Genomic DNA, 23894 nt, shown 5'->3' with positions numbered 1-23894 from the left:
CCTCTCAGGCGCCGGCGCCCGCGCGGCGCCGCACCGCGTCGATGTTGTTGCGCAGCGCGTAGAGCTCGTCGGCGTACGACAGGGGCACGCTGATGCGGCCCACGCGCTCGTCGAGCGCGTCCAGCTCACGCACCACGTTGCCCGCCTCGTCCGGGTCCGCATGCAGGCGGTTCTCGAGGTCGCGCAACTGCCCGTACCAGCGGAACACGCGCGAGCGGATGCGGAACTGGTACAGCGGCGGCACGATGCGCGTCAGCGGCAGCAGCACCGCGAGGATGATGCCCAGCACGAGCCACATGCGCTCGACCAGGTTCGCCAGCCAGAACGGCAGCCACCGCTGCAGGAAAGGCTTGCCGACGCGCATGGTGCGCTCGGCCTCGGCGGCCACCGGGTACTCGCTGTGCTCGATGTTCGGGAAGCTCCCCGCCTTGTTGAACCAGCCCGCGGGCCCGTGCAGGTCGCGCGCGGCCTGCGAGAAGAGCTGCAGCAGCGCCGGGTGCGTGCCTTCGCGCGCGAGCAGCCCCGTCGTGGTCGCCACCAGCCGCACGTCCTGCGGCGGCAGGTCGCGCGCGAGGTCCACCACGCCGCGCGGCAGGACGGCGGGCGTGAGGAAGGGCATGCGGCGCGAGTAGGCCTCGCTCTGGCTGAAGTCCACGAGCCGCACGCCGGGCGTCTGCAGCAGCATCTGCACCATCAGCGATTCCGGCGCGGACGCGAACACGATCACGTCCAGCTCCCCGTTCAGGAAAGCGACCGTGGCTGCCGTCTGGTCGAGGCGCGACACCTTCATCTGCGCGACGTCGAGGCTGTTGGCCTCCAGCAGCCGGCGCATGATGCCCGGCGCGCCGCTGCCGCGGGCGCCTATGTTCACGCGCAGGTCCTTGATCTGCGACAGCGAGGTGAAGGACCCGCCGGGCACGCCCTTCGCCGCGTCCTCGCGGTAGAACAGCCACAGCGGCTCGACGAACAGGCTGCCCAGCGACACGATGCCGCTGTCCTCGTTGGCGCTCGCATCGCCGCTGCCGCCCTGCACGAAGGCGACGTCGGCCTTGCCTTCCTTGAGCAGGCGCAGGTTGGACCGCGAGCCTTCGCTGGGCAGCAGCACCACCTCGATGCCGTAGCGCTTGAGCGCCTGCTGGTAGCGCTTGCCGAACGCCTCGTACGCGCTCTGGCCCGGTCCGGTCGCGAGCGTGACCGTCTTCGGCGGGTTCGGATCCAGCCACCAGTAGGCGAGCACCAGCAGCGCGATGGCCAGCACCGCGATGGGACCCGCGGAGATCAGCAGGTCGCGCAGGGACAGCAGCGTGTGGCGCAAGAGCTTGACCGGTTTCTTCATGCGAGGTCGCCCGCGGCCGGCAGGTGCACGCCGGGCAACGTGACGGCGCGCGCGGCGCGCACCGCGCGCAGCACGGCGAGGGCGCAGGCCTCGGCCGCCATCGCGCCCAGCGTCATCATGCCCAGCGTCCTGCCGCTGGCGCCGGTGGCGAGCGCGAACAGCGCATCGCCGTCGGAGAGAGTGTGCACCGGCCGGATGGTGCGCGCGAGCCCGTCGTGGCCCTGCGTCGCGAGGCGGCCGGCCTGCACCTTCGTGAGGGCCGCGTCGGTGGCGATCACGCCGATCGTGGTGTTGCTGCCCGCGAGCATGGGACGCGCTTCCTCGCCGCGCAGCAAGGCGGCGTGCGCGTCGAGCAGCGCGCGGCCGTCGGGCGTGCGCGCGCCGGCAATCACGCGGCCCGTTGCGGGGTCCACCACGTCGCCGAGCGCGTTGCACGCCACGATCGCGCCGACGGTGACGCCGTCCACGCAGACGGAGGCCGAGCCGATGCCGCCCTTCATCGCGCGCGCGAAGCCGAAGATCTTGCCCACCGCCGCGCCCGCACCGGCCCCGACGTTGCCTTCCGCGGGCGCCTGCCGCGACGCGGCTTCGCAGGCCGCGTAGCCAGCCGCTGCATCGGGACGGATGCGGGCGTCGCCGAGGGGCAGGTCGAACAGCACCGCGCCGGGCACGATGGGCACGCGCGCGGGTCCGACCTCCAGGCCGATGCCGCGCTCGTCCAGCCAGCGCATCACGCCTCCCGCGGCGTCGAGGCCGAACGCGCTGCCGCCGGACAGCAGCACCGCGTGCACGCGCTCCACGACGTTGTGCGGCGCCAGCAGGTCGGTCTCGCGCGTGCCCGGTGCGGCGCCGCGCACGTCGACGGCTCCCACGGCGCCCGCGCGTGCGAGGACGACGGTGCAGCCCGTGGGCCGGCGGCCGTCGGTGGCGTGGCCCACCTCGATGCCGGCCACGTCGCAGATGGAAGAGCTCATGAATCGATGATATGCGGCCCGACGCCGCGCGCACTATGCTTGCGGCATGAAGCCGGCCAACCTGTCACGTCCACGCATCGCCTACTTCTCGATGGAGATCGCGCTGGACGAGGGGATCCCCACGTACAGCGGCGGCCTCGGCGTGCTGGCCGGGGACATGATGCGCAGCGCGGCGGACCTGGGCGTGCCGATGATCGGGGTCACGCTGGCGAGCCGGCAAGGCTATTTCCGCCAGGAGATCCGCGACGGCCGCCAGGCGGAGCAGCCGGAGCCCTGGGACCCCGCGGCGCACGCGCAGCGGCTGCCCTGCAAGGTGCAGGTGAGGATCGCCGGCCGCGTGGTGTGGGTCGGAGGCTGGTGGTACGAGGTGCAGACCCTGTGCCGCCAGTTCCAGGCCGTGCCGGTGATCCTGCTGGATACCGACCTGCCCGAGAACGCCCCCGAGGACCGCCGGCTGACCGACAGCCTCTATGGCGGCGACGAAGCCTACCGCCTGCAACAGGAGATCGTGCTCGGTTTCGGGGGCGTGCGGATGCTGCACGCGCTGGGCGCGCACGTCGTGAAGTACCACCTGAACGAGGGCCACTCGGCGCTGCTGACGCTGGAGTTGCTGCGGGAGAAGGAGGCAGGCGGCGAACGCGGGGGCCTGCAGGAGGCGATGGCCGCCGTGCGCAGGCAATGCGTGTTCACGACGCACACGCCGGTGGAGGCGGGGCACGACCAGTACCCGCACGCGATGGTCGAACAGGCGCTCTCCGGCTCGGTGGACCCGCAGGTGCTGCACACGGTGTGCCCCGACCCGCGCTTCAACCTCACGCGCCTGGCGCTCACGCTGTCGGGATGGGTGAACGGCGTGGCGGCGCGCCATGCCGAGACTTCGCGCACGCTGTTCCCCGGCTACGAGGTGCACGCCATCACCAACGGCGTGCATGCGCTCACGTGGACGGCGGCGCCCCTGCAGGCGCTGTTCGACCGCTACATGCCGCAGTGGTGCCACGAGCCGGAACTGCTGGTGCGCGCGCTGCGCATCCCCGACGGCGAAGTGGCCGCGGCCCACGCCGCCGCGAAGCAGCAGCTGCTGCAGTCGCTCTCCGGCGTCGCGGGGGCGGAGCGGCTGGATGCGCGGCGCTTCACCATCGGCTTCGCCCGCCGCATGACCGACTACAAGCGGCCCGGCCTGCTCTTCTCGGACCCGGAGCGGCTGCGGGCGGTCGCGCAGCGCCATCCCTTCCAGGTGGTCGTCTCGGGCAAGGCGCACCCGCACGACGAAGCGGGCAAGCAGCACATCGCGAGCCTGCATGCCTGGGCGCGCGAGCTCGCGGGCAGCGTGCCGGTGGTGTTCGTGCCGGACTACCGCATGGAGGTCGCGCGGCGCGTGGTCGCGGGCGTGGACCTGTGGCTGAACACGCCGCAGCCGCCGCTCGAGGCTTCGGGCACCAGCGGCATGAAGGCGGCGCTCAATGGCGTGCCGAGCCTCAGCGTGCTGGACGGCTGGTGGGTGGAAGGCTGCGAGGAAGGCGTGACGGGCTGGGCGATCGGCGAGGACGGCGAGCGCGACGCGCACCGCCACGCCGAGTCGCTCTACGACAAGCTGGAGCGCGTGATCCTGCCGGCCTTCGCGGCGGAGGATGGCGCCTGGGCGGCGATCATGCGCTCGACGATCGCGCGCAACGGCTCTTACTTCAACAGCCACCGGATGATCCGGCGCTACGTCTCCGAGGCGTACTGGAACTAGGCCGCCATCTTGCGGCACTCGGCCGCGCAGCGGCGGCACGCTTCGGCGCACTGCTGGCAGTGGTCCATGTCGTGCTTCGCGCACTCCTCGCCGCAGGCTTCGCAGATCTCCGCGCACACGCGGCAGACGGACGCCACGTGGTCGCTGCCGCCGGACATGAACGCGATCGCAAGCTGGCAGATCTGCGCGCAATCGCTGTCGAGGGCGATGCAGCGCACCATGTGCTCGACGTGCGGCTCCTGCAGGCAGGACGCGGCGCAATGGTTGCAGGCCACCACGCAGGCGTGGCAGGCGGCGATGCAGTCCTGGTATTCCTCGTACTTCTCGTGGGACATGGGGGCTCCTGGCTTGCGTCCAGTCTAGGGACGGGCAGCGCGCCGCGGCCTCGGCCGTGCAAACGTTTACACGATTGAGGCAGGTCAAGCAGCGGGACGGCAGTGCGGGCTACCTTGGAACGCAAAGGAGGTTCCCATGCGAAAGAAGGCATTCGTGTCGTTCGCCGCCGCCGCGCTGCTGTGCGGTGCCGCGCTGGCCCAGGGCGCAGGCCCCGGCTACGGTCCGGGCTTCGGCCCGGGGTACGGTCCCATGATGGGCGGCGGCTACGGGCCCGGCTATGGTCCCGGCGGCGGTTATGGCCCGGGCGGCGGCTACGGAGGCTATGGCCCCGGAATGATGGGCGGCTACGGCGGCTACGGCCCCGGCATGATGGGCGGCTCCGGTTACGGCTACCTGCGCGACCTCACGCCCGAGCAGCGCACCAGGATCGCCGAGATCCAGCGGGAGGCGCGCGCCCGTCAATGGCCGCTGATGCAGCAGATGCACGAGCTGATGTGGAGCGACGCGGCCGACGAGCAGGCGCAGCGGCGCGACTACGACAAGCTCGCCGCACTGCAGAAACAGATGTTCGAGAACCAGCTCGAGACGCGCAAGCGCGTCGACGGGGTGCTCACGCCACAGCAGCGCGAGGAAGCACGCCGGGGCTGGGGCTCGGGGCGCTGAGCACGGCCGGGCCCCGCGGGCCCCGCCGCGCGCGGCGATCGCGCACACTTGCCTGCGAGGACATCGCATGCAAGCTTCCAGGATCGCCATCGTCGGCGCCGGCCGGGTCGGCAGCAGCTTCGCGTACACGCTCGCCGCGTCCGGGCTGGTGCGGGAGATCGTCATCGTCGACGCGGATGCCGGCCGCGCCGAAGGGGAGGCGATGGACATCCTGCAGTCCATCCCCTTCCACCGCCCGGTCACGGTGCGGGCCGGCACCCTCGCCGACACGGCAGGCGCGCTGGCGACGGTGATCACGGCCGGCGCGGCGCAGCGGCCCGGCGAAACGCGCCTGGCGCTCCTGCAGCGCAACGTCGAGGTGCTGCGCGGCGTCGTCGAAGCGACGGTCCGGGCGAACCCCGGCGGGCTGCTGCTCATCGCCACGAATCCCGTCGATGCGCTGACCTGGACGGCCCTGCGCCTGTCGGGGCTGCCGCCCGGGCGCGTGCTCGGGTCGGGCACCGTGCTGGACTCCGCCCGGCTGCGCGTGGAGCTCGCCGCGCACTATGGCGTGGACCCGCGCAACGTGCACGCCTACGTGCTCGGCGAGCACGGCGACAGCGAGTTCGTCGCATGGTCCACGGCGTCCATCGCCAACATGGGCCTGCCCGCCTACTGCAGCGCCACGGGGCACGCCTGCACGCAGGAAGACCTGGACGCGATCGCCCTGCGCGTGCGGAATGCGGCCTACGAGATCATCCGCCGCAAGGGCGCGACCAACTACGCGATCGCGGCTTCGCTCATGCGCATCGTGGAGGCGGTCGTGCGCGACGAAGCTTCCGTGCTCACCGTCTCCAGCCTGCTGCAGGGCGAATACGGCATCCGCGACGTGTGCCTGAGCCTGCCGGCAGTCGTCGGGCGCGAGGGGGTGCGCCGCATCCTGCCCGTGCCGCTGTCGGTCGGGGAGATCTCCGCGCTGCGCCGCTCGGCCGATGCGATCCGGGATGCCGCTGCCGGGCTGGGCTAGCGACGCACCGACAGGCAGGCTGCCTCCGCTCCGACTTGCGCCGCGGCGCCACGCGCCGAAGCTGGCGAGGATGCATTTGGAGCAATGGACATGCGCAAGTACGCCGGCTTCGGCCTGATGATCCTCGTTTCGACGCTGGTCATGCTCGGCCTCATGTATCTCAACGTCTATCGCGCCGCCGACGTGCATTTCAGCCAGACGCGGCTGTTCATGGCCCTCATCATGGGCGCCGCCATGGCGGTCGTGATGCTGGCGTTCATGCGAACCATGTACGACAACCGCAGGGCCAACGTCGGGATCCTCGTCGGCAGCGTGGCCGTCTTCGGCCTGGCGCTGTGGCTGGTGCGGTCGCAGGACACGGTCGGCGACGTCGCCTGGATGAAGGCCATGATCCCGCACCATTCCATCGCGATCCTCACCAGCGAGCGCGCGGAGATCACCGATCCGCGGGTGCGCAAGCTCGCGGACGAGATCATCGCCTCGCAGCGCCGCGAGATCGCCGAGATGGAGGCGCTGATCCGGGACATCCGGCGCAACGGCTCGCAGGGTACCGCCGTGCTGGCGCCGCATCCGGCCGGGGACCGGCCGGGCTGATCGAACGCGGGCCCCGAGCGGCGCCCGCGACCCTCTCCTTCTTGCCGGCCCGCAACCAGGCGTCGAACGGCGCGACGTCCTTCTGCTGCTCGTGGCCGCAACACCAGCGCGCGTACGCGCTCCATGTGGGAGGAGAGCCGGTGGGGATCGTCGAGGTGGTCGAACAGCGCTTCGGTCGTCGCGTGCACGGGGCCGGACGCCTCGCAATGCAAGGGCCAGGAGGGGGCCCCGGCGGAACCGTTCACTTCAGCGTCCAGCGGAAGGTGCGCGGCGCCGCTTCGCCCGCGCGCCGGATGCGCAGGACCAGCGGGTCGGGCACCGCGGAGAGGGCCTGGAAGCGCAGCACGCCGGCGCGGTGGTGGCCGCCCGGCGGCGCGCCCTTCCATTCGAGCGGCGCGACTTCCCTGCCGTCGGCGCCCAGCAGCACGGCGTCCTTCATCAGGTCGTCCCCGAGTTCGCGCGAATGCGTGTCGAAGGCGATGTCGAACTCCCAGACCGCCCCGTCGAGCACGCGCGGCGTGACCTTGACGGTCACCGCGGCTGCCTCGCTCACCTGCGGAGGCAGCGGCTTCGCCGCTTGCGCTGCGGGCGCGGCGAGGAAAGCTGCCAGCACGAGAGTCGTCAGTCTTCGCATCGCGCATGCTCCCTTTCGGCCTGGCGCAGCCGGTTCCAGACGAAGGCGGCGCCAGCGGCACTGAAGCCCAGGCCGACCCAGAACAGTTCCCGCTGGAACTGCGCGGCGAACGCGACGAGGCCGGTGGCGCCGAGCACCGGCGCGAGGTTCACCAGGTAATGCGCGCCGAAGTAGACACCCAGCAGCGCGGCGGCCGCGAGCACGCCGTTTCGCACGGGCCGCGTCCAGCGCGAGCCGGACACCCGCGGGGCGAAGGGGGAAGGAGCGGCGTGGTCCATGGAGGCCTTTCAGGGGTGTGCCGGCGCCTCGTCCACCTTCACGGTCCGCAGCCGCAGCGCGTTGGCGATCACGCTGACGGAGGACAGCGCCATGGCCGCGGCCGCGACCACCGGCGACAGCAGCAGCCCGAAAAAGGGGTAGAGCACGCCCGCGGCGAGCGGGATGCCCGCCACGTTGTAGACGAAGGAGAGGAAGAGGTTCTCGCGGATGTTGCGCATCGTGGCGCGCGAAAGCCGCCGTGCGCGCACGATGCCCAGCAGGTCGCCCTTGAGCAGCGTGACGCCGGAACTCTCCATCGCCACGTCGGTGCCGGTGCCCATCGCGATGCCGACCTCGGCGGCGGCGAGGGCCGGCGCATCGTTGACGCCATCACCGGCCATGGCGACGACGCGACCTTCGCCGCGCAGGCGCTGCACGATCGCGGCCTTGTCTTCGGGGAAGACCTCCGCCACCACTTCGTCGATGCCGAGCGCGCGGCCGACGGCCTCGGCGGTGGTCTTGCCGTCGCCCGTCAGCATGACGATGCGCACGCCGGCCGCGCGCAGCGCCTGCAGGGCGGCTGGCGTGGTTTCCTTGACGGGGTCGGCGATGGCCACGAAGCCGGCGAGGCGCCCGGCCAGCGCCACGAAGATCACCGTCGCCGAGCGCGCGCGCTGCGCTTCGGCGGCGGCCTGCAAGGGCGCGATGTCCACGCCGTGTTCGGCCAGGAAGCGCGGCGCACCGCTCACCAGCGCCGTGCCGCCCACGTTGCCGACGACGCCCTTGCCCACGGGCGAGTCGAAGTCCGCCACGTCGAGCAGGGCCAGCTTGCGGTCCTGCGCCGCCGCGACGACGGCGAGCGCCAGCGGATGCTCGCTCGCGCGCTCCACGCTCGCCAGCTTCTGCAGGATGTCCCGTTCCTCGAACCCGGGCGCCGCCTCGATGTGCACGACGCGCGGGCGCCCTTCGGTCAGCGTGCCCGTCTTGTCCACGACCAGCGTGTCCACCTTCTCCATCCGCTCCAGCGCCTCGGCATCGCGGATCAGCACGCCGTGCTGCGCGCCGCGGCCGACGCCGACCATGATCGACATGGGCGTGGCGAGGCCCAGTGCGCAAGGGCAGGCGATGATGAGCACCGCGACCGCCGCCACCAGCGCATACGAGAACGCCGGACTCGGGCCCCACAGCAGCCAGGCGACGAAGGTGAGCACCGCCACCAGGATGACGACGGGCACGAACCAGGCGGCGACCTGGTCCGCCATGCGCTGGATGGGCGCGCGGCTGCGCTGCGCCGCGGCGACCATGTGCACGATCTGCGCGAGCAAGGTGTCGGCGCCGACCTTCTCGGCGCGCATCACGAAGCCGCCCGTCTGGTTGATGGTGCCCGCGGTGACCTTGGCGCCAGGCGCCTTCGCCACCGGCATCGGCTCGCCCGTCACCATGGCCTCGTCGACCGTGCCCTTGCCCTCGGTGAGCTCGCCGTCCACGGGCACTTTCTCCCCGGGACGCACGCGCAGCAGCTCGCCGACCTGGATGGTGTCGATGGGAACGGTTTCGTCGCTGCCGTCGGCGCGCACGCGCACCGCGGTCTTGGGCGCGAGGTCCAGCAGCGCCTTGATCGCGCCCGAGGTCTTCTCGCGCGCGCGCAGCTCCAGCACCTGGCCGAGCAGCACGAGCACCGTGATCACCGCGGCCGCCTCGAAGTAGATCGCAACCGCACCCTCGTGGCCGCGCAGCTCCGCCGGGAAGAGGCCGGGCGCCAGCGTCCCCGCCATGCTGTACAGCCAGGCCGCGCCCGTGCCGAGCGCGATCAGGCTGAACATGTTGAGGCTGCGGTTCCTCACCGAAGCCCAGCCGCGCACGAAGAACGGCCAGCCGGCCCACAGCACGACCGGCGTGCCGAGCACCATCTGGATCCAGTTCGAGGTGTGCGCGCCGACGAGGTGGCCGATGTCGAACAGGTGCCCCCCCATCTCCAGCACGACCACCGGCAGCGCCAGCACCAGACCGATCCAGAACCGGCGCGTCATGTCGCGCAGTTCGGGGCTTTCGCCTTGCTCGCCCGTCGCGACCACCGGCTCCAGCGCCATGCCGCAGATCGGGCAGTTGCCCGGCCCGATCTGGCGGACCTGCGGGTGCATGGGACAGGTGTATTCCACGTCCTTGCCGCCGGCGGCGGCAGGACGTGGTTCGGCACGCGCGTGACCCTGGTGGGTGGCGTGCGCGGAATGGTCGTGATGCGCGTGCTGCGCGCGCGCGTGGTGCCCGGAGGCGGGGGGAGCTTGTTCCGGCATGGGGTTCCTCTCGTTCGCTGGCAGCACTATCCACCTTCCCATGGTGGGAAGGTCAAGTGGGCCAGGTCAGCCTTGCCGGCAGGCTCGGGGTCCATGGACTTCTCCTCGTCGGATGTCCCGAGGATCGCCCCGGCCGGGGGCACGCGCTTGACGCGCGTCAAGCGCGGCGCGAACGCTACTTCTTCTGCTGGATCGCCGTCAGCACGTACTCGCCCGCGGCATCCTTGTCCGCGGCGAACTGCACGTGGTCGCCCGCCTTCACGCCCTCGAGCAGTGCCTTGTCCTTCGCCGTGAACACCATGGTCATGGGCGGCATGTCCAGGTTCTTGATCTCGCCGTGCTTCAGCGTGATCTTGCCGGTCTTCGCGTCCACCTTGCGGACTTCGGCGTCGGTCCAGGCGGCTTGGGCGAAGGCGGCGGTGGCGAGGCCCAGTGCGAGCAGGGCGGCGGAAATGCGTCGGATCATGGTTCTTCCTCCGGGATTCAGGACTTGTTGTACGAAGCGTAGACGCGGCTCTCGCCGTCCTTGCCGACCAGCAGCACGTCGTAGGGGTCGCGGCGGCCGTTGTAGGCGGGACCGTCCATGCCGGGCGAACCCACCACCATGCCGGGCACCGTCAGGCCGAGGGCCCGCGGCTTCTCCTTGAGCAGCCGGCGGATGTCCTGCGCCGGCACGTGGCCCTCGACGGCGTAGCCGCCCACCAGGGCGGTGTGGCAGGAGCCGAGCTTCGCGGGGATGCCGAGCTTCGCCCGCATGGCGTTGTTGCCGGTGTCGTTCACCTTCACGGCGAAGCCGCTGTCCTGCAGGTGCTTCACCCAGTCGTGGCAGCAGCCGCAGCTGGGGTCCTTCCAGACTTCCACCAGCACCTTTGCAGGTGCCTGGGCCAGGCCGGCGAGGGGCAGGGCGGCGGCTGCGAGCAGCAGCGCGCGGCGGGTGGTGTCCGTCTTCATGCTTTCTTGCCTTTCGGTGCGACGACGATCGTGCCTTGCATGCCCGCCTCGAAGTGGCCGGGGATGAGGCATGCGAATTGGAAGGTGCCGGGGCGATTGAAGTTCCAGACCAGCTCGCCTTTCGCCGACGGCTTGACGTGCGACATGTACGGCTCGTCGTGCTCCATGCCGGGGAACTTCTTCATCAGCGCGGCGTGCTCCGCGAGCTCCGCCTCGGTGCCGATCACCATCTCGTGCAGCACCCGGCCCTTGTTGCGGATCACGAAGCGGATGGTTTCGCCTTCGCGCACGGCGATGCGGTCCGGGCGGAAGCGCATGTCGTCGCCCATGTCGATCGTGACGGTGCGAGCGCGCTTCGCGTCGCCCGCGATGCCCCACGGCTTCTGCTCCTTCACGACCGGGCCGGGATGCGTCGCGTGCTCCGCATCGCCGTGGGCCCAGGCCAGCGGCGCCGCCAGCAGTGCAGCCAGGGCGATCGTCTTCATTGCATTCAAGGCCATTCCTCCTTCAATGGTGTCCATCATGGCCGCCGGGCTTGCGCACTTCCAGCGGCGGCGATTTCGTCTTCGGTGCGGGCGCGGACGCGCGCGCCGGCGCCGGCAGCTCGCCGGTCCATTCGCGCGCCACGGTGCCCGGGGGGTGGCGGTACCAGCCGGGATCCGAGTGGTCTCCCGGCTTCTGGTCGCGGCGCACCTTGAGCAGCGTGAACATGCCGCCCATCTCCGCGGGGCCGAACGGGCCGCGCCCGGTCATCATCGGCAGCGTGTTGTCGGGGATCGGCATCTCCATGTCGCCCATGTCCGCCATGCCGCGCTCGCCCATGACCATGTAGTCGGGCACGATCTTCTGCATCTTCTTCACCAGCCCGGCGTGGTCCACGCCGATCATGGTCGGCACCGCGTGTCCCATCGCGTTCATGGTGTGGTGGCTCTTGTGGCAGTGCAGCGCCCAGTCGCCCTCGGCATCGGCCACGAATTCCATCTGCCGCATCTGGCCCACCGCGACGTCCACCGACACCTCCGGCCAGCGCGCGGACGTCGGGACGGGACCGCCGTCGGTGCCCGTCACGGTGAACTCGTGGCCGTGCACGTGGATGGGATGGTTGGTCATCGTGAGGTTGCCCACGCGGATGCGCACCTTGTCCCCCTGGCGCACGTTCAGCGACGCGATGCCCGGGAACACGCGCGTGTTGAAGGTCCACAGGTTGAAGTCCAGCATGGTGTTCACGCGCGGCGTGGCGCTGCCGGGGTCGATGTCGTAGGCCGCCAGCAGGAAGCAGAAGTCGCGATCCACCCTGGCGATGAGCGGGTGCGCGCCTTTCGGGTGCGTGACCCACAGGCCCATCATGCCCATCGCCATCTGCACCATCTCGTCGGCATGCGGGTGGTACATGAAGGTGCCGGGCCGCTTCGCCTCGAACTCGTAGACGAAGGTCTTGCCGGGCGGGATCTGCGGCTGCGTGATGCCGCCGACGCCGTCCATGCCGTTCGGCAACCGCTGGCCGTGCCAGTGCACCGCCGTGTGTTCCGGCAGTCGGTTGGTGACGAAGATGCGCACGCGGTCGCCTTCCACCACCTCGATCGTGGGGCCGGGCGACTGGCCGTTGTAGCCCCAGAGCCGCGCCGTCATGCCTGGCGCGAGCTCGCGCTCGACCGGTTCGGCGACCAGGTGGAATTCCTTGACGCCGTTGTTCATGCGCCAGGGCAGGGTCCAGCCATTGAGCGTGACCACCGGGTTGTAGGGCCGCCCGTTGGGCGGCTGCAGCGGCGGGGCGGTGTCGGGCTTGTCGTTGCTGACCGCCTCGGGCAGGGCGGCCAGCGCGACCTTGCTCACGGAAGCGGCCGCCGCGGCCGTGAGGGCCGCGCCGCCGAAGAAGGCTCGTCGTTGCATGTTCAGTGTCCTTGGGGCGCGCTCTCGGCGCCGGCACCGGCGGCCGCGGGCGAAGCGATCGCGCCGGGCGAGGTGCCGGTGAGGGCCGTCTGCAGGTCGGTGTCGGCGATCCAGAAATCGCGTTGCGCTTCGATGGCGGCGTTCACCGCGGCGATGTGGTTGCGGGTCTCGGCGAGCAGGTCCCACACGCTTGCGAGCATGCCGTTGTAGCGCAGCTGCATCTCGTCGGCGATGAAGCGGCGCAGCGGCACGACGCCATCGCTGTAGTGGCGGGCGAGGTCGTGGGCCGTGCGCCAGCCGTGCCACGCCTCGCGCGCCTCGCTGCGGGCGCGCACGGCGACGTCGCGCACGCGCGCCACCGATTGCGCGTAGCTGGCCCGCGCGCGGGCGGTTCGCGCCTGGCCCCAGTCGAAGAGGGGGACCGGAACCTCGATCTCGAATCCGTTCTTGTTCTCGCGGGCGCCGGAGGCGTTGTCGAAGATCGTGTCGTGCACCGCGCCGACCGTGAGCGCGTCGACGAAGCCGGTCGCGCGCGTGAAGCCCAGCGTGCCCGCCACGTACGCCGACTCGTCGCGCGCGGCGCGCACGTCCAGGCGTTCGCGCAGCGCGGTGGCCTCGATGTCGCTGCGTTCCGGCAGCGCCTGGGGCAGGTCCGGCAGGCGATCGGGCAGGGTGTAGCTGGCGTCGGCGCCCCACAGGCCCAGCAGCCGCGTGAGCTTCTCGCGCGCGGCCACGGCCGCCTGTTCGGCACGCGCCTGCTGCGCCGCCACGTCGGCGAGCAGCGCCTGTTCGCGCGCCTGCTGCAGCTTGCTGAAGTTGCCGACCCGCGCCATGCGCCGCGCGAGCTCGGCGCCGGCCTCGGCGGCTTCATGCGCATCGCGCAGGTAGTTCACGGTCTGCCGCGCGGCCACCGCCTGCACCCAGGCCTTGCGCGTGTCGGCGGCCGTGCGGATCACGTCCTGCGCGGCGCGCAGGCGTGCCAGCTGCAGCGACTCGTTCGCGTATTGGGCGCGCCACGGCAGCGTGACCAGCTGCAGCACGTTGAAGCTGAGCATGCGCTCGATCTCCAGCAGCTGCCCTTCGCGCAGGCGCGAGAAGGCGAAGTGCGGGTTGGGCAGCTGCGCGGCCGCGACGCGGTCCGCGTCCGCTATGGCGAGCGTGGCGAGGCTGGCTTCCAGGCCGGGGTTGTTCAGCAGGGCGATGCGCACGGCGGTGTCCGCGTCCAGGGGCTGGCGCGCCAGCAGGTCCTGGAGCGTGGCCCGCGCATCTCCGGTCACGCCCGTGGCCGGGGCGGCGAGCCGCGCGACGTCCGACTTCAGCACTTCGGGTGGCGTGACGCTCGCGCAGCCCGCCAGGGCCAGCGCGGCGCAGAGGACGAGCAGGCGCATCAGCGCCTCCCCGCTTCGGGCGCCCGGGGTGCGGACGCCGGTGCGGCGGGCGCGGCCTGCCCGTTCTCCCACTTCACGATGTCGGCATGGCCGCGGGGGAAGCGGGCGACGGCATCGTTGGCCTGGCGCCAGGGCAAGTCCGGCTCGGCCAGTGCCGCCGGTTGCCCGGGCAGCACGGAGCGGTAAGTGGTGGGCGGCACGGCGGCCGCGGGGTCGGCCGCATCGGCCGCCGCCAGCAGGGGAAGCGCGGCCAGGGCCGCGGCAAGGCATGTCGTTCTCAAGGCGATCTCCGGAAAAGGACGAGGCAGCCGCGCGGGGCGCGGACGCACTTCGGGCGGGGGAGATCAGCCCCTGGGCGGCTTGAAGGCGAGCGCGGGCTCGGCGCTCGTGAAGGCGCGTTGCACGTGCGAGGGCGGGGGATGGTGGAAGCTCGTCGTGGTCACCACCGGCAGCGGCGGCCACATCGCGACCGACGAGCACACCTGGCAGGCCGCGCAGGTCGGGCAGTCGTCCGTGGACGGTGGCTGGGCGTGCTGCTGGGCATGGCCGTCGTGCGCGGCGTGGCCGTCGTGCGCCGCGTGGTGGCCCGTCTGCGCGTCGCCGTGGTGGTCGCAGTCGTGACCGTGCGCAGCCGGCACGGACACGCCCATCTGCTGCCGCAGCATCTCGCCGGCCATGGCTTCGCCCACCCACCCGCGCAGGGGGAGCAGCAACACCATGAAAACGAGCAGCCAGCGGCGCATGGTGCGATGATAAGCGCCGCCGCACCCACCCCCGTTGAGGCAGGACAAGTCCTACAGCCTCCTCTGGGGGTTCTCCGACAGGCCCGAATCGCTGGGCTTCCTACAGTGTCTGCTTCGGCCGGCATCTGCCGGCATTTATTCCGCAACGACCCGCCGAGAGAGGAACAGCATGAACGCCGATACCGCTTCCACCAACCCCTTCCCCACCAGCGCCGAACAGTCCGGCACCAGCGGCAGCGGCGGCCTGAACGGCGACGCGAACCGCGTGCGCCGCATCGCCCAGAGCCTGCACGAGGCCGTGGACACCCTGGAGCAGAAGATCGGCGAGGGTGGCGAGCGCATGATGGGCCTGCAGGAGGAGTACGGCAACATGGCCCGCGAACAGGTCCGCAGCAACCCGCTCGCCGCGCTGGGCGTCGCCTTCGCCGCCGGCTTCATCATCGCCAAGATCCTGCGCTGATGCTTACGGGGCCGCGCGCCCCGTCCCCGTTTGCCGCCGGCATTCCGGCCAGCCTGGGCGCGGCGCTCCTCTTCGGTGCCGCCGCCCCGCTCGCGAAGCTGCTGCTCGCGCGCATCGATCCCTGGCTGCTGGCGGCGCTCCTCTACCTCGGCTCCGGCCTCGGGCTCGCCCTGCTGCGCGCTCTGCGCGGTCAGGGTTCCGTCCGCTTGCCCGCGGGCGAGGGCCGCTGGTTCGGCGGTGCCGTGCTGGCCGGCGGTGTCGCCGGACCCGTGCTGCTGATGGCAGGCCTCGCCGGCCTGCCGGCGGCGCAGGCGTCCCTGCTGCTCAATGGCGAGGCCGTGCTCACCGCCTTGCTGGCCTGGATCGCCTTCCGCGAGAACGTGGACCGGCGCGTCGCGCTCGGCATGCTCGCGATCGTCGCCGGCGGCGTCGTGCTCGCGTGGCCCGGCCAGGGCGCGGGTGGCGCGCCCGTCGCGCCCGCCTTGCTGGTGCTCGCTGCCTGCCTCGCCTGGGCCATCGACAACAACCTCACGCGCAAGGTGTCGCTCGCGGACGCATCGTGGCTCGCGATGGTGAAGGGCCTCGCGGCGGGCAGCACCAACCTGGTCCTCGCGCTCGTGCTGGGCGCTTCCTGGCCACCCGCCGGCGCCACGCTCGCGGCGATGGCGCTCGGCTTCTTCAGCTACGGCGTGAGCCTCGTGCTCTTCGTGCACGGGCTGCGCGCGCTGGGCACGGCCCGCACGGGCGCCTACTTCTCGGTCGCGCCGTTCTTCGGGGCGGCGCTCGCGGTGCTGCTGCTGGGCGAGCCGGCGCAGGGGCCGCTGCTCGCCGCCGGCGCGCTGATGGCCATCGGTGTCTGGCTGCACCTCACCGAGCGGCACGAGCACCCGCACGCGCACGAAGCGCTGGACCATGCCCACGAACACGTGCACGGCGCGGGCGACGCGCACCACGACCACGTGCACGAGCCGCCCGTTCCGCCCGGCACGCGCCACAGCCATCCGCACCACCACGCGCCGCTGGTGCACACGCATCCGCATTACCCGGACGCGCACCACCGGCACGAGCACTAGCGCGTCGGCACGGGCGCAGGCACCGCGATGCCGCGGCGCTCGAGCAGTGCGCGCAGGCGGTCGGGATGGTCGGTGATCAGGCCGTCCACGCCCCAGTCCAGCAGCGTCGCCATCTGCGCCGGTTCGTTGATCGTCCACGGGACGACCTGCAAGCCCAGGGCGTGCGCTTCCGCGACGAGGGCCTGCGTGAGGGGATTGCCGTTGGGCGACCACACGCTGCAGCCCGTGGACCTGGCCCGCCGCGCGCTGTCCGCGTTCACCGTGCGGCCGCCACTGAGGCAGGCGAGGGGGATCGCGGGATCCAGCTCGCGCGCACGCTGCAGGCTGCGCCAGTCGAAGCTCTGGAGATGGACGCGCTCGCGCATGCCGGCGTCGCGGATCACCTTCAGCACCGCAGCGACCATCTGCTCCAGGGGGACGGTGGCGTCGGGCGCGTCGGGGAACAGCTTCAACTCGATGTTGAAGCGCACGGTGTCCGCGCGCAGCGCGCGCACGCGCTCGAACAGCGCGGCGAGCGTCGGGATGCGGGTGCCGTCCACCGGCTGCTGCGCGGCAAACCCGCGCGCGTACTGCGAGGCGGGATCGAGCCGTCCCACGTCATAAGCCTGCAGTTGCGCGAACGTGAGGTCCTTGATGCGCGGACCGGTACCCGCGAGCCAGGCCCCGCTCGCATCGCGCGTGAGCGCCGGGTTCAGAGCGGGATCGTGCGAGATCACCACGACGCCGTCGGCCGTGACGGCGACGTCGAGTTCCAGCGTGCTGACGCCGATGGCGAGCACCTGCTCGAAGGCCGGCAGCGTGTTCTCCGGCGCGAGGCCGCGCGCGCCGCGGTGGCCTTGCAGGTCGAAGGCCGCGCTGCCGAACGACAGCAGCGCCGCCGCGGCCGCGACGAAGGCCTTGCGCATGGCGCTCAGTCCAGCTTCGCGCCGGACTTCTTCACCGCGTCCGCCCAGCGCGGCATCTCCGCGGCGAGGTACTTCGCGAAGTCCTCGGCGCCCAGGAACGCGGGGTCCGCGCCCTGCGTGATCATGCGATTGCGGATGTCGGGGTTGGACAGCACCTGCCGGAAGGCATCGCTCAGTTTCGCGGTCACGTCCCTGGGCAGGTTGGCGGGTGCCAGGAAGCCGTAGAAGCCGACGACCTCGAAGCCCTTCAGCCCGCTCTCGATCGCGGTCGGGGTCTCCGGCAGTGCCGGGTTGCGCTCGCGGCTGGTGACGGCAAGCGCCTTCACCTTGCCCTGCTTGTGGTACGCCGCGGCCTGCGGGATGGACTCGGCCATGAACTGCACCTGGCCGGCCATGAGGTCGGTGAACGCCGGCGCGCTGCCGCGGTAGGGAATGTGGACCATGAACAGGCCCGTGCTGTTCTTGAACATCTCCGGCACGAGGTGGCTGATGCCGCCGTTGCCCGCCGAGCCGTAGTTCACCTGGCCGGGCCGCGCCTTCGCGTAGGCGATGAAGTCCTGCAGCGTGTTCACCGGCACCTGCGGATTCACGAGGAGCGCCAGCGGCTGCATGGCCGTGCGGGCGATCGGCGTGAAGTCGCGCAGCGTCTGGTACGGCAGCTTCGAGTAGAGCGCCGGGTTGATCACCATCACGCCCGTGTTGGCGAGCATCAGCGTATAGCCGTCCGCCGGTGCCTTCATCACCTCCTGCGCGCCGACCGTGCCGCCGGCGCCGGCCTTGTAGTCGATCACGATGGGCTGCCCGAGCACGGCTTGCAGCCGCTCGGACAACAGCCGCGCATGCTGGTCGAGCGGGCCGCCGGCGGGGAAGCCGATGACCAGGCGGATGGGCTTCTCGGGGTACGCGGCATGCGCGGCGGCAGCGAGGCCGGCCAGCAGCCAGGCAGCGGCGAGGTGGCGGAACTTCATGGGATCTCCTCTTCTGGTGGCGGCGATCATAGCCAGCGCGGCGCGTCGCCTGCGTGACGCGCGTGGGGCTTCCCCGCATGGAGCCGCCGGCGCGCGTGGCTTATGGTGCGGACCAGACCCTCCCGTCTCGTCATGGACCGCCCGCACCACAAGTTCTGGCCCAAGCGCCTGCCCCACGCCCTCACCATTCCCGCCACCTCCGTCTGGGACAACCTCGCGATCAGCGCCCGCCGCTACCCGGAGAAGGTGGCGATCGCCTTCTTCGGCCGCACGCTGCGCTACGCCGAACTGCAGCGGCAGGCCGAGCGGCTCGCCGCCCGCCTGCACGCGATGGGCGTGCGCAAGGGCGACCGCGTGATCCTGGACATGCAGAACTGCCCGCAGCTGGTGGTCGCGCACTTCGCGATCCTGCGCGCCAACGCCGTCGTGGTGCCGGTGAACCCGATGAACCGGGCCGAGGAGCTGAAGCACTACATCGTCGACCCGGACGCGAAGGTCGCCATCACCACCGGCGACCTCGCCGGCGAGATCGCGCGTGCCGATGCGCAGCTGCCGCAGGCGCAGCGCCTCGCGCACCTGGTGGTCACGCAGTTCACCGATGCCTTCGATCCGCAGGCGCCCGACGCCGGCCCCATACCCGCGGGCTGGAAGGACTGGCTGCTCACGCGCCATCCCCTGCCGGAGCTCGCGAGCGGCCGGGTGACGCCCTGGACCGATGCACTCGCCAACGACCTGCCGCTGCCGCCGCTGGAAGTCGGCCCGGCGGACATGGCGCTGCTGCCTTACACGAGCGGCACCACCGGCAACCCGAAGGGCTGCATGCATCCGCACCGCAGCATCCTGCACAACGCGATGTCCAGCGCCGTCTGGGGCAACGCCACGCAGGAGACCGTGACGCTCGCCGTCGTGCCCATGTTCCACATCACCGGCATGGTGAGCATGATGCACGCCAACATCTACAGCGGCGCCACGCTGGTGATGATGCCGCGGTGGGACCGCGAGCTGGCCGGCTGGCTGATCTCCAACTGGAAGGTCACCTCGTGGACCAACATCCCGACGATGGTGATCGACCTGATGGCGAGCCCCAACTTCGCGGACTACGACCTCTCCAGCCTGGTGCACATCGGCGGCGGCGGAGCCGCCATGCCGCAAGCGGTGGCGCAGCGCCTGTTCGACCAGTTCGGCTTGCGCTACGTCGAGGGCTACGGCCTCACGGAGACGGCCGCGCCCTCGCACAGCAACCCGCCGGACGCGCCCAAGCAGCAGTGCCTGGGCATCCCCTTCATGGGTTGCGACGCGCGCGTGGTCGACCCCGAGACCCTGAGCGAACTGCCGCCCGGCGAGCAGGGCGAGATCATCGTCCACGGCCCCATGGTGTTCGACGGCTACTGGAAGCGGCCCGAGGCGACCGCGGCCGCCTTCGTCACCTTCGAGGGCAAGCGCTTCTTCCGCACCGGGGACCTGGGGCGCACCGACGAGGACGGCTACTTCTTCCTCACCGACCGTCTCAAGCGCATGATCAACGCGTCGGGCTTCAAGGTGTGGCCGGCGGAGGTCGAGGCACTGATGTTCCGCCACCCCGCGATCCAGGAAGCCTGCGTGATCTCCGCGCGCGACGCGTACCGCGGCGAGACGGTGAAGGCGGTCGTCGTGCTGCGTCCCGCGTTCCAGGGGCAGGTGAGCGAGCAGGACATCGTGGACTGGTGCCGCGCGAACATGGCGGTCTACAAGGTGCCCCGCATCGTGCAGTTCGCCGACGCGCTGCCCAAGAGCGGCAGCGGCAAGGTGATGTGGCGCACCTTGCAGGAAGCCGAGGGCCGGTCCGGCTGAGTCGGGACGCCGGCGGACGGAGTTGTCGGAAAGAGCCTACAAGTCTGCTCTTGCACAGCGCTTAGGATCGGCGGGCCGCTAGACCCTGCGGCTGCTGGCACTGGATGAGACGCACCGCTAACACTGAGAACCTCCCCGCGCAGGAACGCGCCTCTACCGGCATCCCGGGCCTGGACGATGTCCTCGGCGGCGGGTTGCCGAGCCGGCACGTCTACCTCGTCGAGGGCGATCCCGGATCGGGCAAGACGACCCTGGGGCTGCACTTCCTTCTCGAAGGCGTCCGGAACTCGGAGAAGGGCCTCTACGTGACGCTCTCCGAGACGGCGGAGGAACTGCGCACGGTCGCGGCCTCGCATGGCTGGAGCCTCGAAGGCGTGGAGCTGTTCGAGCTGGTGAGCAGCGAAGGCCTCAGCCCCGAACTCGAACAGTCCATCCTGCATCCCTCGCAGGTCGAACTGGGCGAGACCGTGCGCGGCGTGATGACCGCCGTCGAACGCCTGAACCCGAAGCGCGTGGTGTTCGACAGCCTCTCCGAGATGCGGCTGCTGGCGCAGGACCCCTTGCGCTACCGCCGCCAGGTGCTGGCGATCAAGAAGTTCTTCGCGGACCGGGGCTGCACGGTGATCCTCCTGGACGACCGCTCCAGCCGCGACACCGACCAGCAGCTGCACAGCATCGCGCACGGCGTGATCAACCTGGAGCAGGCGGTCGACCAGTACGGCCCCGAGCGGCGGCGCCTGCGCGTGCTGAAGATGCGCGGCATCCCCTTCCGCGGCGGCGACCACGACGTGGTGCTCGATACCGGCGGCCTGGCCGTCTTCCCGCGGCTGGTGGCCGCGGAACATCGCCTGCACGCGGAACACAACGTGGCGAGCAGCGGCGTGCCCAAGCTGGACCAGCTGATGGGCGGCGGGCTCCCCTGCGGCAGCAGCACGCTGTTCTCCGGCCCTTCGGGCGTGGGGAAGACGACGACGGCGATGGCCTGCGCGATGGCGGCGCTGCGGCGCGGCGAGCGCGCCGTGTTCTACCTGTTCGACGAAGGCCTCTCCACGCTCGTCGTTCGCGGCCGCGCGCTCGGGCTCGACCTGCAGCCCTACATCGAGAACGGCATGCTGCGCGTGGTCCCGCTCGATCCGGCGGAAGTCTCCGCCGGCGAATTCGCGCACATGGTGCGCCACGCGGTGGAGGACGACGACGCGAAGCTCGTCGTGATCGACAGCCTCAACGCCTACCTGCAGGCCATGCCGGGCAGCAAGTACCTGATGCTGCAGATGCACGAGCTGCTCACGTACCTGAACCACCGCAACGTCGTCACCATCCTCATCCTCGCCCAGCACGGCGTGCTCGGCGAGATGCGCACCGAAGTGGACATGAGCTACCTGGCCGATGCGATCCTGATGTTCCGCTTCTTCGAGGCGCGCGGCCACCTGCTGAAGGCGCTGTCCATGGTGAAGAGCCGCACGCAGGAGCACGAGCAGACGATCCGCGAGTTCCGCCTCGGCAGGGAAGGCCTGGAGGTGGGACAGGAACTGACGGACTTCGAGGGCGTGCTGGCCGGCGTGGCCACCTACCGCGGCAAGCTGCCGCTGCTGGGGGATCGGTAGTGGACAAGGAACTGCGCGTCCTCATCCACGCCCCGCGCGGACGCGACGCGGCCGTCGTGCAGAGCGTGCTCGACCAGCAGAAGATCGCGACGCACGTGTGCGCGCGCGAGGACGAACTGCTCGCCGCCCTGCTCGAAGGCGCAGGCGCCGTGATCCTCACCGAGGAGGCACTGCCCCAGCTGCTCTCGGACGACCGTCTCCTCGCCTGGCTGCGCGACCAGCCGCCCTGGTCGGACTTCCCCTTCGTGGTGCTCGCCACCAAGCGCGAGGGCCGCCGCCCGGAGAAGGACTTCCGCTCGCTGCACAGCCTGGGCAACCTCGTGCTGCTGGAGCGGCCCCTGAATGCCGAGACGCTGGCCAGCGCCGCCGAATCCGCCGTGCGCGCGCGCCGGCGCCAGTACGCCGCGCGCGAGCACCTCGACGAACTGAAGCGCACGCGCAGCGAGCTGGAGCGCCTGAACCGCGAGCTGGAGGACCGCATCCTCACCCGCACCAAGGAGCTCTCCAGCGCCAACGATCGCCTGATGAAGGAGATCAACGAGCGCGAGCGCGCGCAGGCGGCGCTGACGCAGGTGCAGAAGATGGAGGCGATCGGCCGGCTCACGGGGGGCATCGCGCACGACTTCAACAACCTGCTGCACGTGGTCAACATGAACCTCGAGCTGGTCTCCCTCTACGCGAAGGAGGAGAAGGTCAAGCCCGTGGTGGACCGCGCGAAGAGCGCCGCGCGCCGCGGCGCGCGCCTGACGAACCAGCTGCTCTCCTTCGCGCGCAGCCAGTCGCTGATGCCCAAGCTCACCCGGGTCAACCAGTTGATCAACGGCATGAAGGACCTGCTGGAGATCTCCGTGGGCTCCGGCATCGAGGTCGACTTCGACCTGTGCGAGGAAGACGCCACGGTGGTGCTGGACCCGAGCCAGCTCGAGATGGCGATCCTGAACCTCGCCGTGAACTCGCGCGATGCGATGCCGGAAGGCGGCAAGCTGAAGATCACCACCGGCACGCGTTTCCTCGACGAGGATCGCGACCTGCCCGAAGGCGACTACGTGCTCCTGAGCGTGACGGACACGGGCGGCGGCATCCCCGCGAACATTCTCGCCAAGGTGTTCGATCCCTTCTTCACCACCAAGCCCGTGGGGCGCGGCACCGGCCTGGGCCTGAGCCAGGTGTACGGCTTCGCGCGCCAGTCCGGCGGCGTGGCGCGCATCCGCAGCGTCGAAGGCAGCGGCACGACGGTGGAGATGTTCTTCCCGGAAGCGGACGCGGAGGCCGACGAGGAAATCGTCGTGCGCCAGCAGCCGGCGGTGCCGGCCCTCGCGGGTTCGTGCCACATCCTCGTGGTGGAAGACGAGCCGGACGTGCGCCGCGTGATCGTCGAGTGCCTGAGCCTGATCGGCTACAAGGTCACGGAAGCGGCGAACGGCGGCGAGGCGCTGGCGCATCTCTCGGCGATCAAGCCGGACCTGCTGGTGGTGGACTACGCGATGCCCGACATGACGGGGGCGGAAGTGATTTCCGAAGCGCGCAAGATGATCGGCGACGTGCCGGTGATCCTCGCTACCGGCTACGCGGACATGGCCGCCGTCGAACGCCTCGCGGGCCGCCCGCGCATCCTGCGCAAGCCCTTCGACATCGCGCAGCTCGGCGACGCGGTGAGCAGCGTGCTGGAGGCGGCGCGCGAGAAGGTGGAAGTCGCGCCTTAGCGGCGTTTCTTCATCAGCATGCTGCCCGCCATCAGGCCCAGGGCGAAGCACGCATACACCGCCGTCATCTCCGGCCGCGCGAGCCGGTGCTCGAAGCCCGGCGTGAGGCGCTTGGGCGTGAGCTGGTAGTCCACGAAGCTCGCCACGCTGGCCGCCGCGATCGCGCCCGCCGCCGCCGGCAAGGGGCTCTTCGCTTCCGGACGCGCGCCCCACGCCTTCGCATGCAGGACCCCCCAGAACACCGCCGCGAGATGGTGCGTGACGTAGCCGGTCGCGGTATAGACCGGGTCCGCATCGTCCTTGCGCAGCGACCGGTCGCCGAAGAACCAGTGGCTCACTGCATTCACCGGCGCGGCCGGCGTGCCGTGGCGCCAGCCTGCATAGGCCAGGTACGCTGCGGAGAAGAGGCTGGCCAGGCTGCCGGAGACCAGGCCCTCGCGGATGGCTTCTTTCCAGGTGCTCATGCCCGGCAGTGTAGGCAAGTGCGCGCGCGTCGTGGGGCCACGCTCTCAAAGGGTAACGGACCGACACCGCGATGCGGAGCCGCTG

At 71.1% G+C, this 23894-nt stretch carries 25 protein-coding genes; 9 read left to right on the top strand and 16 right to left on the bottom strand.

Going from position 1 to position 23894, the window contains the following annotated elements:
- Positions 1–4 precede the first annotated feature (4 nt).
- Positions 5–1336, bottom strand: coding sequence for a TAXI family TRAP transporter solute-binding subunit (locus H8N03_RS15235; RefSeq protein ID WP_187077054.1), 1332 nt, complete (start codon positions 1334–1336; stop codon positions 5–7).
- A complete protein-coding gene (locus H8N03_RS15230) occupies positions 1333–2310 on the bottom strand; it encodes a P1 family peptidase (RefSeq protein ID WP_187077053.1) in 978 nt (325 codons plus the stop codon). The genes H8N03_RS15235 and H8N03_RS15230 overlap by 4 nt, the downstream gene beginning before the upstream one ends.
- 46 nt (positions 2311–2356) lie before the next feature.
- Between H8N03_RS15230 and glgP the strand changes: the two genes are divergently transcribed.
- A complete protein-coding gene (gene glgP / locus H8N03_RS15225) occupies positions 2357–4045 on the top strand; it encodes an alpha-glucan family phosphorylase (protein ID WP_187077052.1) in 1689 nt (562 codons plus the stop codon).
- Here glgP and H8N03_RS15220 read toward each other — a convergent pair.
- Complete coding sequence (locus tag H8N03_RS15220) at positions 4042–4380, bottom strand: four-helix bundle copper-binding protein (protein ID WP_187077051.1); 339 nt, start codon at positions 4378–4380, stop codon at positions 4042–4044. The two genes, glgP and H8N03_RS15220, sit on opposite strands and share 4 nt — an antisense overlap.
- A 136-nt stretch (positions 4381–4516) precedes the next feature.
- Between H8N03_RS15220 and H8N03_RS15215 the strand changes: the two genes are divergently transcribed.
- The 3 genes from H8N03_RS15215 to H8N03_RS15205 all read left to right on the top strand — a co-directional run bounded on the left by H8N03_RS15215 (position 4517) and on the right by H8N03_RS15205 (position 6644).
- Positions 4517–5044: a Spy/CpxP family protein refolding chaperone gene (locus tag H8N03_RS15215; RefSeq protein WP_187077050.1), complete on the top strand. Its 528-nt coding sequence runs from the start codon at positions 4517–4519 to the stop codon at positions 5042–5044.
- A gap of 67 nt (positions 5045–5111) precedes the next feature.
- Positions 5112–6050 carry an L-lactate dehydrogenase gene (locus H8N03_RS15210; protein ID WP_187077049.1) on the top strand — a complete coding sequence of 313 codons (939 nt, stop codon included), beginning with the start codon at positions 5112–5114 and terminating at the stop codon, positions 6048–6050.
- 90 nt (positions 6051–6140) lie between these two features.
- The gene (locus H8N03_RS15205) at positions 6141–6644 is read left to right on the top strand and encodes a DUF305 domain-containing protein (protein ID WP_187077048.1); all 504 of its coding nucleotides are present in this window, start codon (positions 6141–6143) and stop codon (positions 6642–6644) included.
- Positions 6645–6885: 241 nt separating this feature from the next.
- On the opposite strand, the gene H8N03_RS15200 is transcribed toward H8N03_RS15205, so the two are convergent.
- The 10 genes from H8N03_RS15200 to H8N03_RS15155 all read right to left on the bottom strand — a co-directional run bounded on the left by H8N03_RS15200 (position 6886) and on the right by H8N03_RS15155 (position 14802).
- The gene (locus H8N03_RS15200; protein WP_187077047.1) at positions 6886–7278 is read right to left on the bottom strand and encodes a hypothetical protein; all 393 of its coding nucleotides are present in this window, start codon (positions 7276–7278) and stop codon (positions 6886–6888) included.
- Entirely contained in the window at positions 7266–7556 is a 291-nt protein-coding gene (locus H8N03_RS15195; RefSeq protein WP_187077046.1) for a hypothetical protein, read from the bottom strand. Before H8N03_RS15195 ends, H8N03_RS15200 begins: the two co-directional genes overlap by 13 nt.
- A 9-nt stretch (positions 7557–7565) precedes the next feature.
- Positions 7566–9677, bottom strand: coding sequence for a copper-transporting P-type ATPase (locus H8N03_RS15190; protein ID WP_435531669.1), 2112 nt, complete (start codon positions 9675–9677; stop codon positions 7566–7568).
- 328 nt (positions 9678–10005) lie between these two features.
- The gene (locus tag H8N03_RS15185; protein ID WP_187077044.1) at positions 10006–10296 is read right to left on the bottom strand and encodes a copper-binding protein; all 291 of its coding nucleotides are present in this window, start codon (positions 10294–10296) and stop codon (positions 10006–10008) included.
- Between the two features lie 17 nt (positions 10297–10313).
- On the bottom strand, positions 10314–10781 hold the full coding sequence (locus tag H8N03_RS15180; protein ID WP_187077043.1) for a DUF411 domain-containing protein: 468 nt from the start codon (positions 10779–10781) through the stop codon (positions 10314–10316).
- Positions 10778–11281 carry a cupredoxin domain-containing protein gene (locus H8N03_RS15175; RefSeq protein WP_187077042.1) on the bottom strand — a complete coding sequence of 168 codons (504 nt, stop codon included), beginning with the start codon at positions 11279–11281 and terminating at the stop codon, positions 10778–10780. The genes H8N03_RS15180 and H8N03_RS15175 overlap by 4 nt, the downstream gene beginning before the upstream one ends.
- A gap of 7 nt (positions 11282–11288) precedes the next feature.
- On the bottom strand, positions 11289–12671 hold the full coding sequence (locus tag H8N03_RS15170; protein ID WP_187077041.1) for a multicopper oxidase family protein: 1383 nt from the start codon (positions 12669–12671) through the stop codon (positions 11289–11291).
- Positions 12672–12673: 2 nt separating this feature from the next.
- Positions 12674–14059 (bottom strand): TolC family protein, encoded by a 1386-nt coding sequence (locus H8N03_RS15165; protein WP_187077040.1) that lies wholly within the window; start codon positions 14057–14059, stop codon positions 12674–12676.
- On the bottom strand, positions 14059–14340 hold the full coding sequence (locus H8N03_RS15160; protein ID WP_187077039.1) for a hypothetical protein: 282 nt from the start codon (positions 14338–14340) through the stop codon (positions 14059–14061). The genes H8N03_RS15165 and H8N03_RS15160 overlap by 1 nt, the downstream gene beginning before the upstream one ends.
- A gap of 63 nt (positions 14341–14403) precedes the next feature.
- Positions 14404–14802 carry a DUF2946 family protein gene (locus H8N03_RS15155; RefSeq protein ID WP_187077038.1) on the bottom strand — a complete coding sequence of 133 codons (399 nt, stop codon included), beginning with the start codon at positions 14800–14802 and terminating at the stop codon, positions 14404–14406.
- Between the two features lie 169 nt (positions 14803–14971).
- Between H8N03_RS15155 and H8N03_RS15150 the strand changes: the two genes are divergently transcribed.
- Together H8N03_RS15150 and H8N03_RS15145 are read left to right on the top strand one after the other, a co-directional pair.
- Positions 14972–15262, top strand: coding sequence for a hypothetical protein (locus H8N03_RS15150; RefSeq protein WP_187077037.1), 291 nt, complete (start codon positions 14972–14974; stop codon positions 15260–15262).
- Positions 15262–16335 (top strand): DMT family transporter, encoded by a 1074-nt coding sequence (locus H8N03_RS15145; protein WP_187077036.1) that lies wholly within the window; start codon positions 15262–15264, stop codon positions 16333–16335. The genes H8N03_RS15150 and H8N03_RS15145 overlap by 1 nt, the downstream gene beginning before the upstream one ends.
- Here H8N03_RS15145 and H8N03_RS15140 read toward each other — a convergent pair.
- Together H8N03_RS15140 and H8N03_RS15135 are read right to left on the bottom strand one after the other, a co-directional pair.
- Positions 16332–17240 carry a glycerophosphodiester phosphodiesterase gene (locus H8N03_RS15140; protein WP_187077035.1) on the bottom strand — a complete coding sequence of 303 codons (909 nt, stop codon included), beginning with the start codon at positions 17238–17240 and terminating at the stop codon, positions 16332–16334. The two genes, H8N03_RS15145 and H8N03_RS15140, sit on opposite strands and share 4 nt — an antisense overlap.
- 5 nt (positions 17241–17245) lie before the next feature.
- Positions 17246–18208 (bottom strand): Bug family tripartite tricarboxylate transporter substrate binding protein, encoded by a 963-nt coding sequence (locus H8N03_RS15135; RefSeq protein WP_187077034.1) that lies wholly within the window; start codon positions 18206–18208, stop codon positions 17246–17248.
- 132 nt (positions 18209–18340) lie between these two features.
- On the opposite strand from H8N03_RS15135, the gene H8N03_RS15130 reads away from it, so the two are divergent.
- From H8N03_RS15130 to H8N03_RS15120, 3 genes are all read left to right on the top strand, one after another.
- On the top strand, positions 18341–20038 hold the full coding sequence (locus H8N03_RS15130; protein WP_187077033.1) for a long-chain fatty acid--CoA ligase: 1698 nt from the start codon (positions 18341–18343) through the stop codon (positions 20036–20038).
- Between the two features lie 104 nt (positions 20039–20142).
- On the top strand, positions 20143–21642 hold the full coding sequence (locus H8N03_RS15125) for a DUF7125 family protein (RefSeq protein WP_187077032.1): 1500 nt from the start codon (positions 20143–20145) through the stop codon (positions 21640–21642).
- Positions 21642–23345, top strand: coding sequence for a response regulator (locus H8N03_RS15120; RefSeq protein ID WP_187077031.1), 1704 nt, complete (start codon positions 21642–21644; stop codon positions 23343–23345). The genes H8N03_RS15125 and H8N03_RS15120 overlap by 1 nt, the downstream gene beginning before the upstream one ends.
- Here the strand turns inward: H8N03_RS15120 and H8N03_RS15115 are convergent.
- The gene (locus tag H8N03_RS15115; protein WP_187077030.1) at positions 23342–23809 is read right to left on the bottom strand and encodes a hypothetical protein; all 468 of its coding nucleotides are present in this window, start codon (positions 23807–23809) and stop codon (positions 23342–23344) included. The genes H8N03_RS15120 and H8N03_RS15115 overlap by 4 nt on opposite strands.
- Between the last annotated feature and the right edge of the window lie 85 nt (positions 23810–23894).

Source organism: Ramlibacter cellulosilyticus (genome assembly GCF_014297465.1).
GTDB classification, from domain to species: domain Bacteria; phylum Pseudomonadota; class Gammaproteobacteria; order Burkholderiales; family Burkholderiaceae_C; genus Ramlibacter; species Ramlibacter cellulosilyticus.
This window is presented reverse-complemented; position numbering and strand designations above follow the sequence as displayed.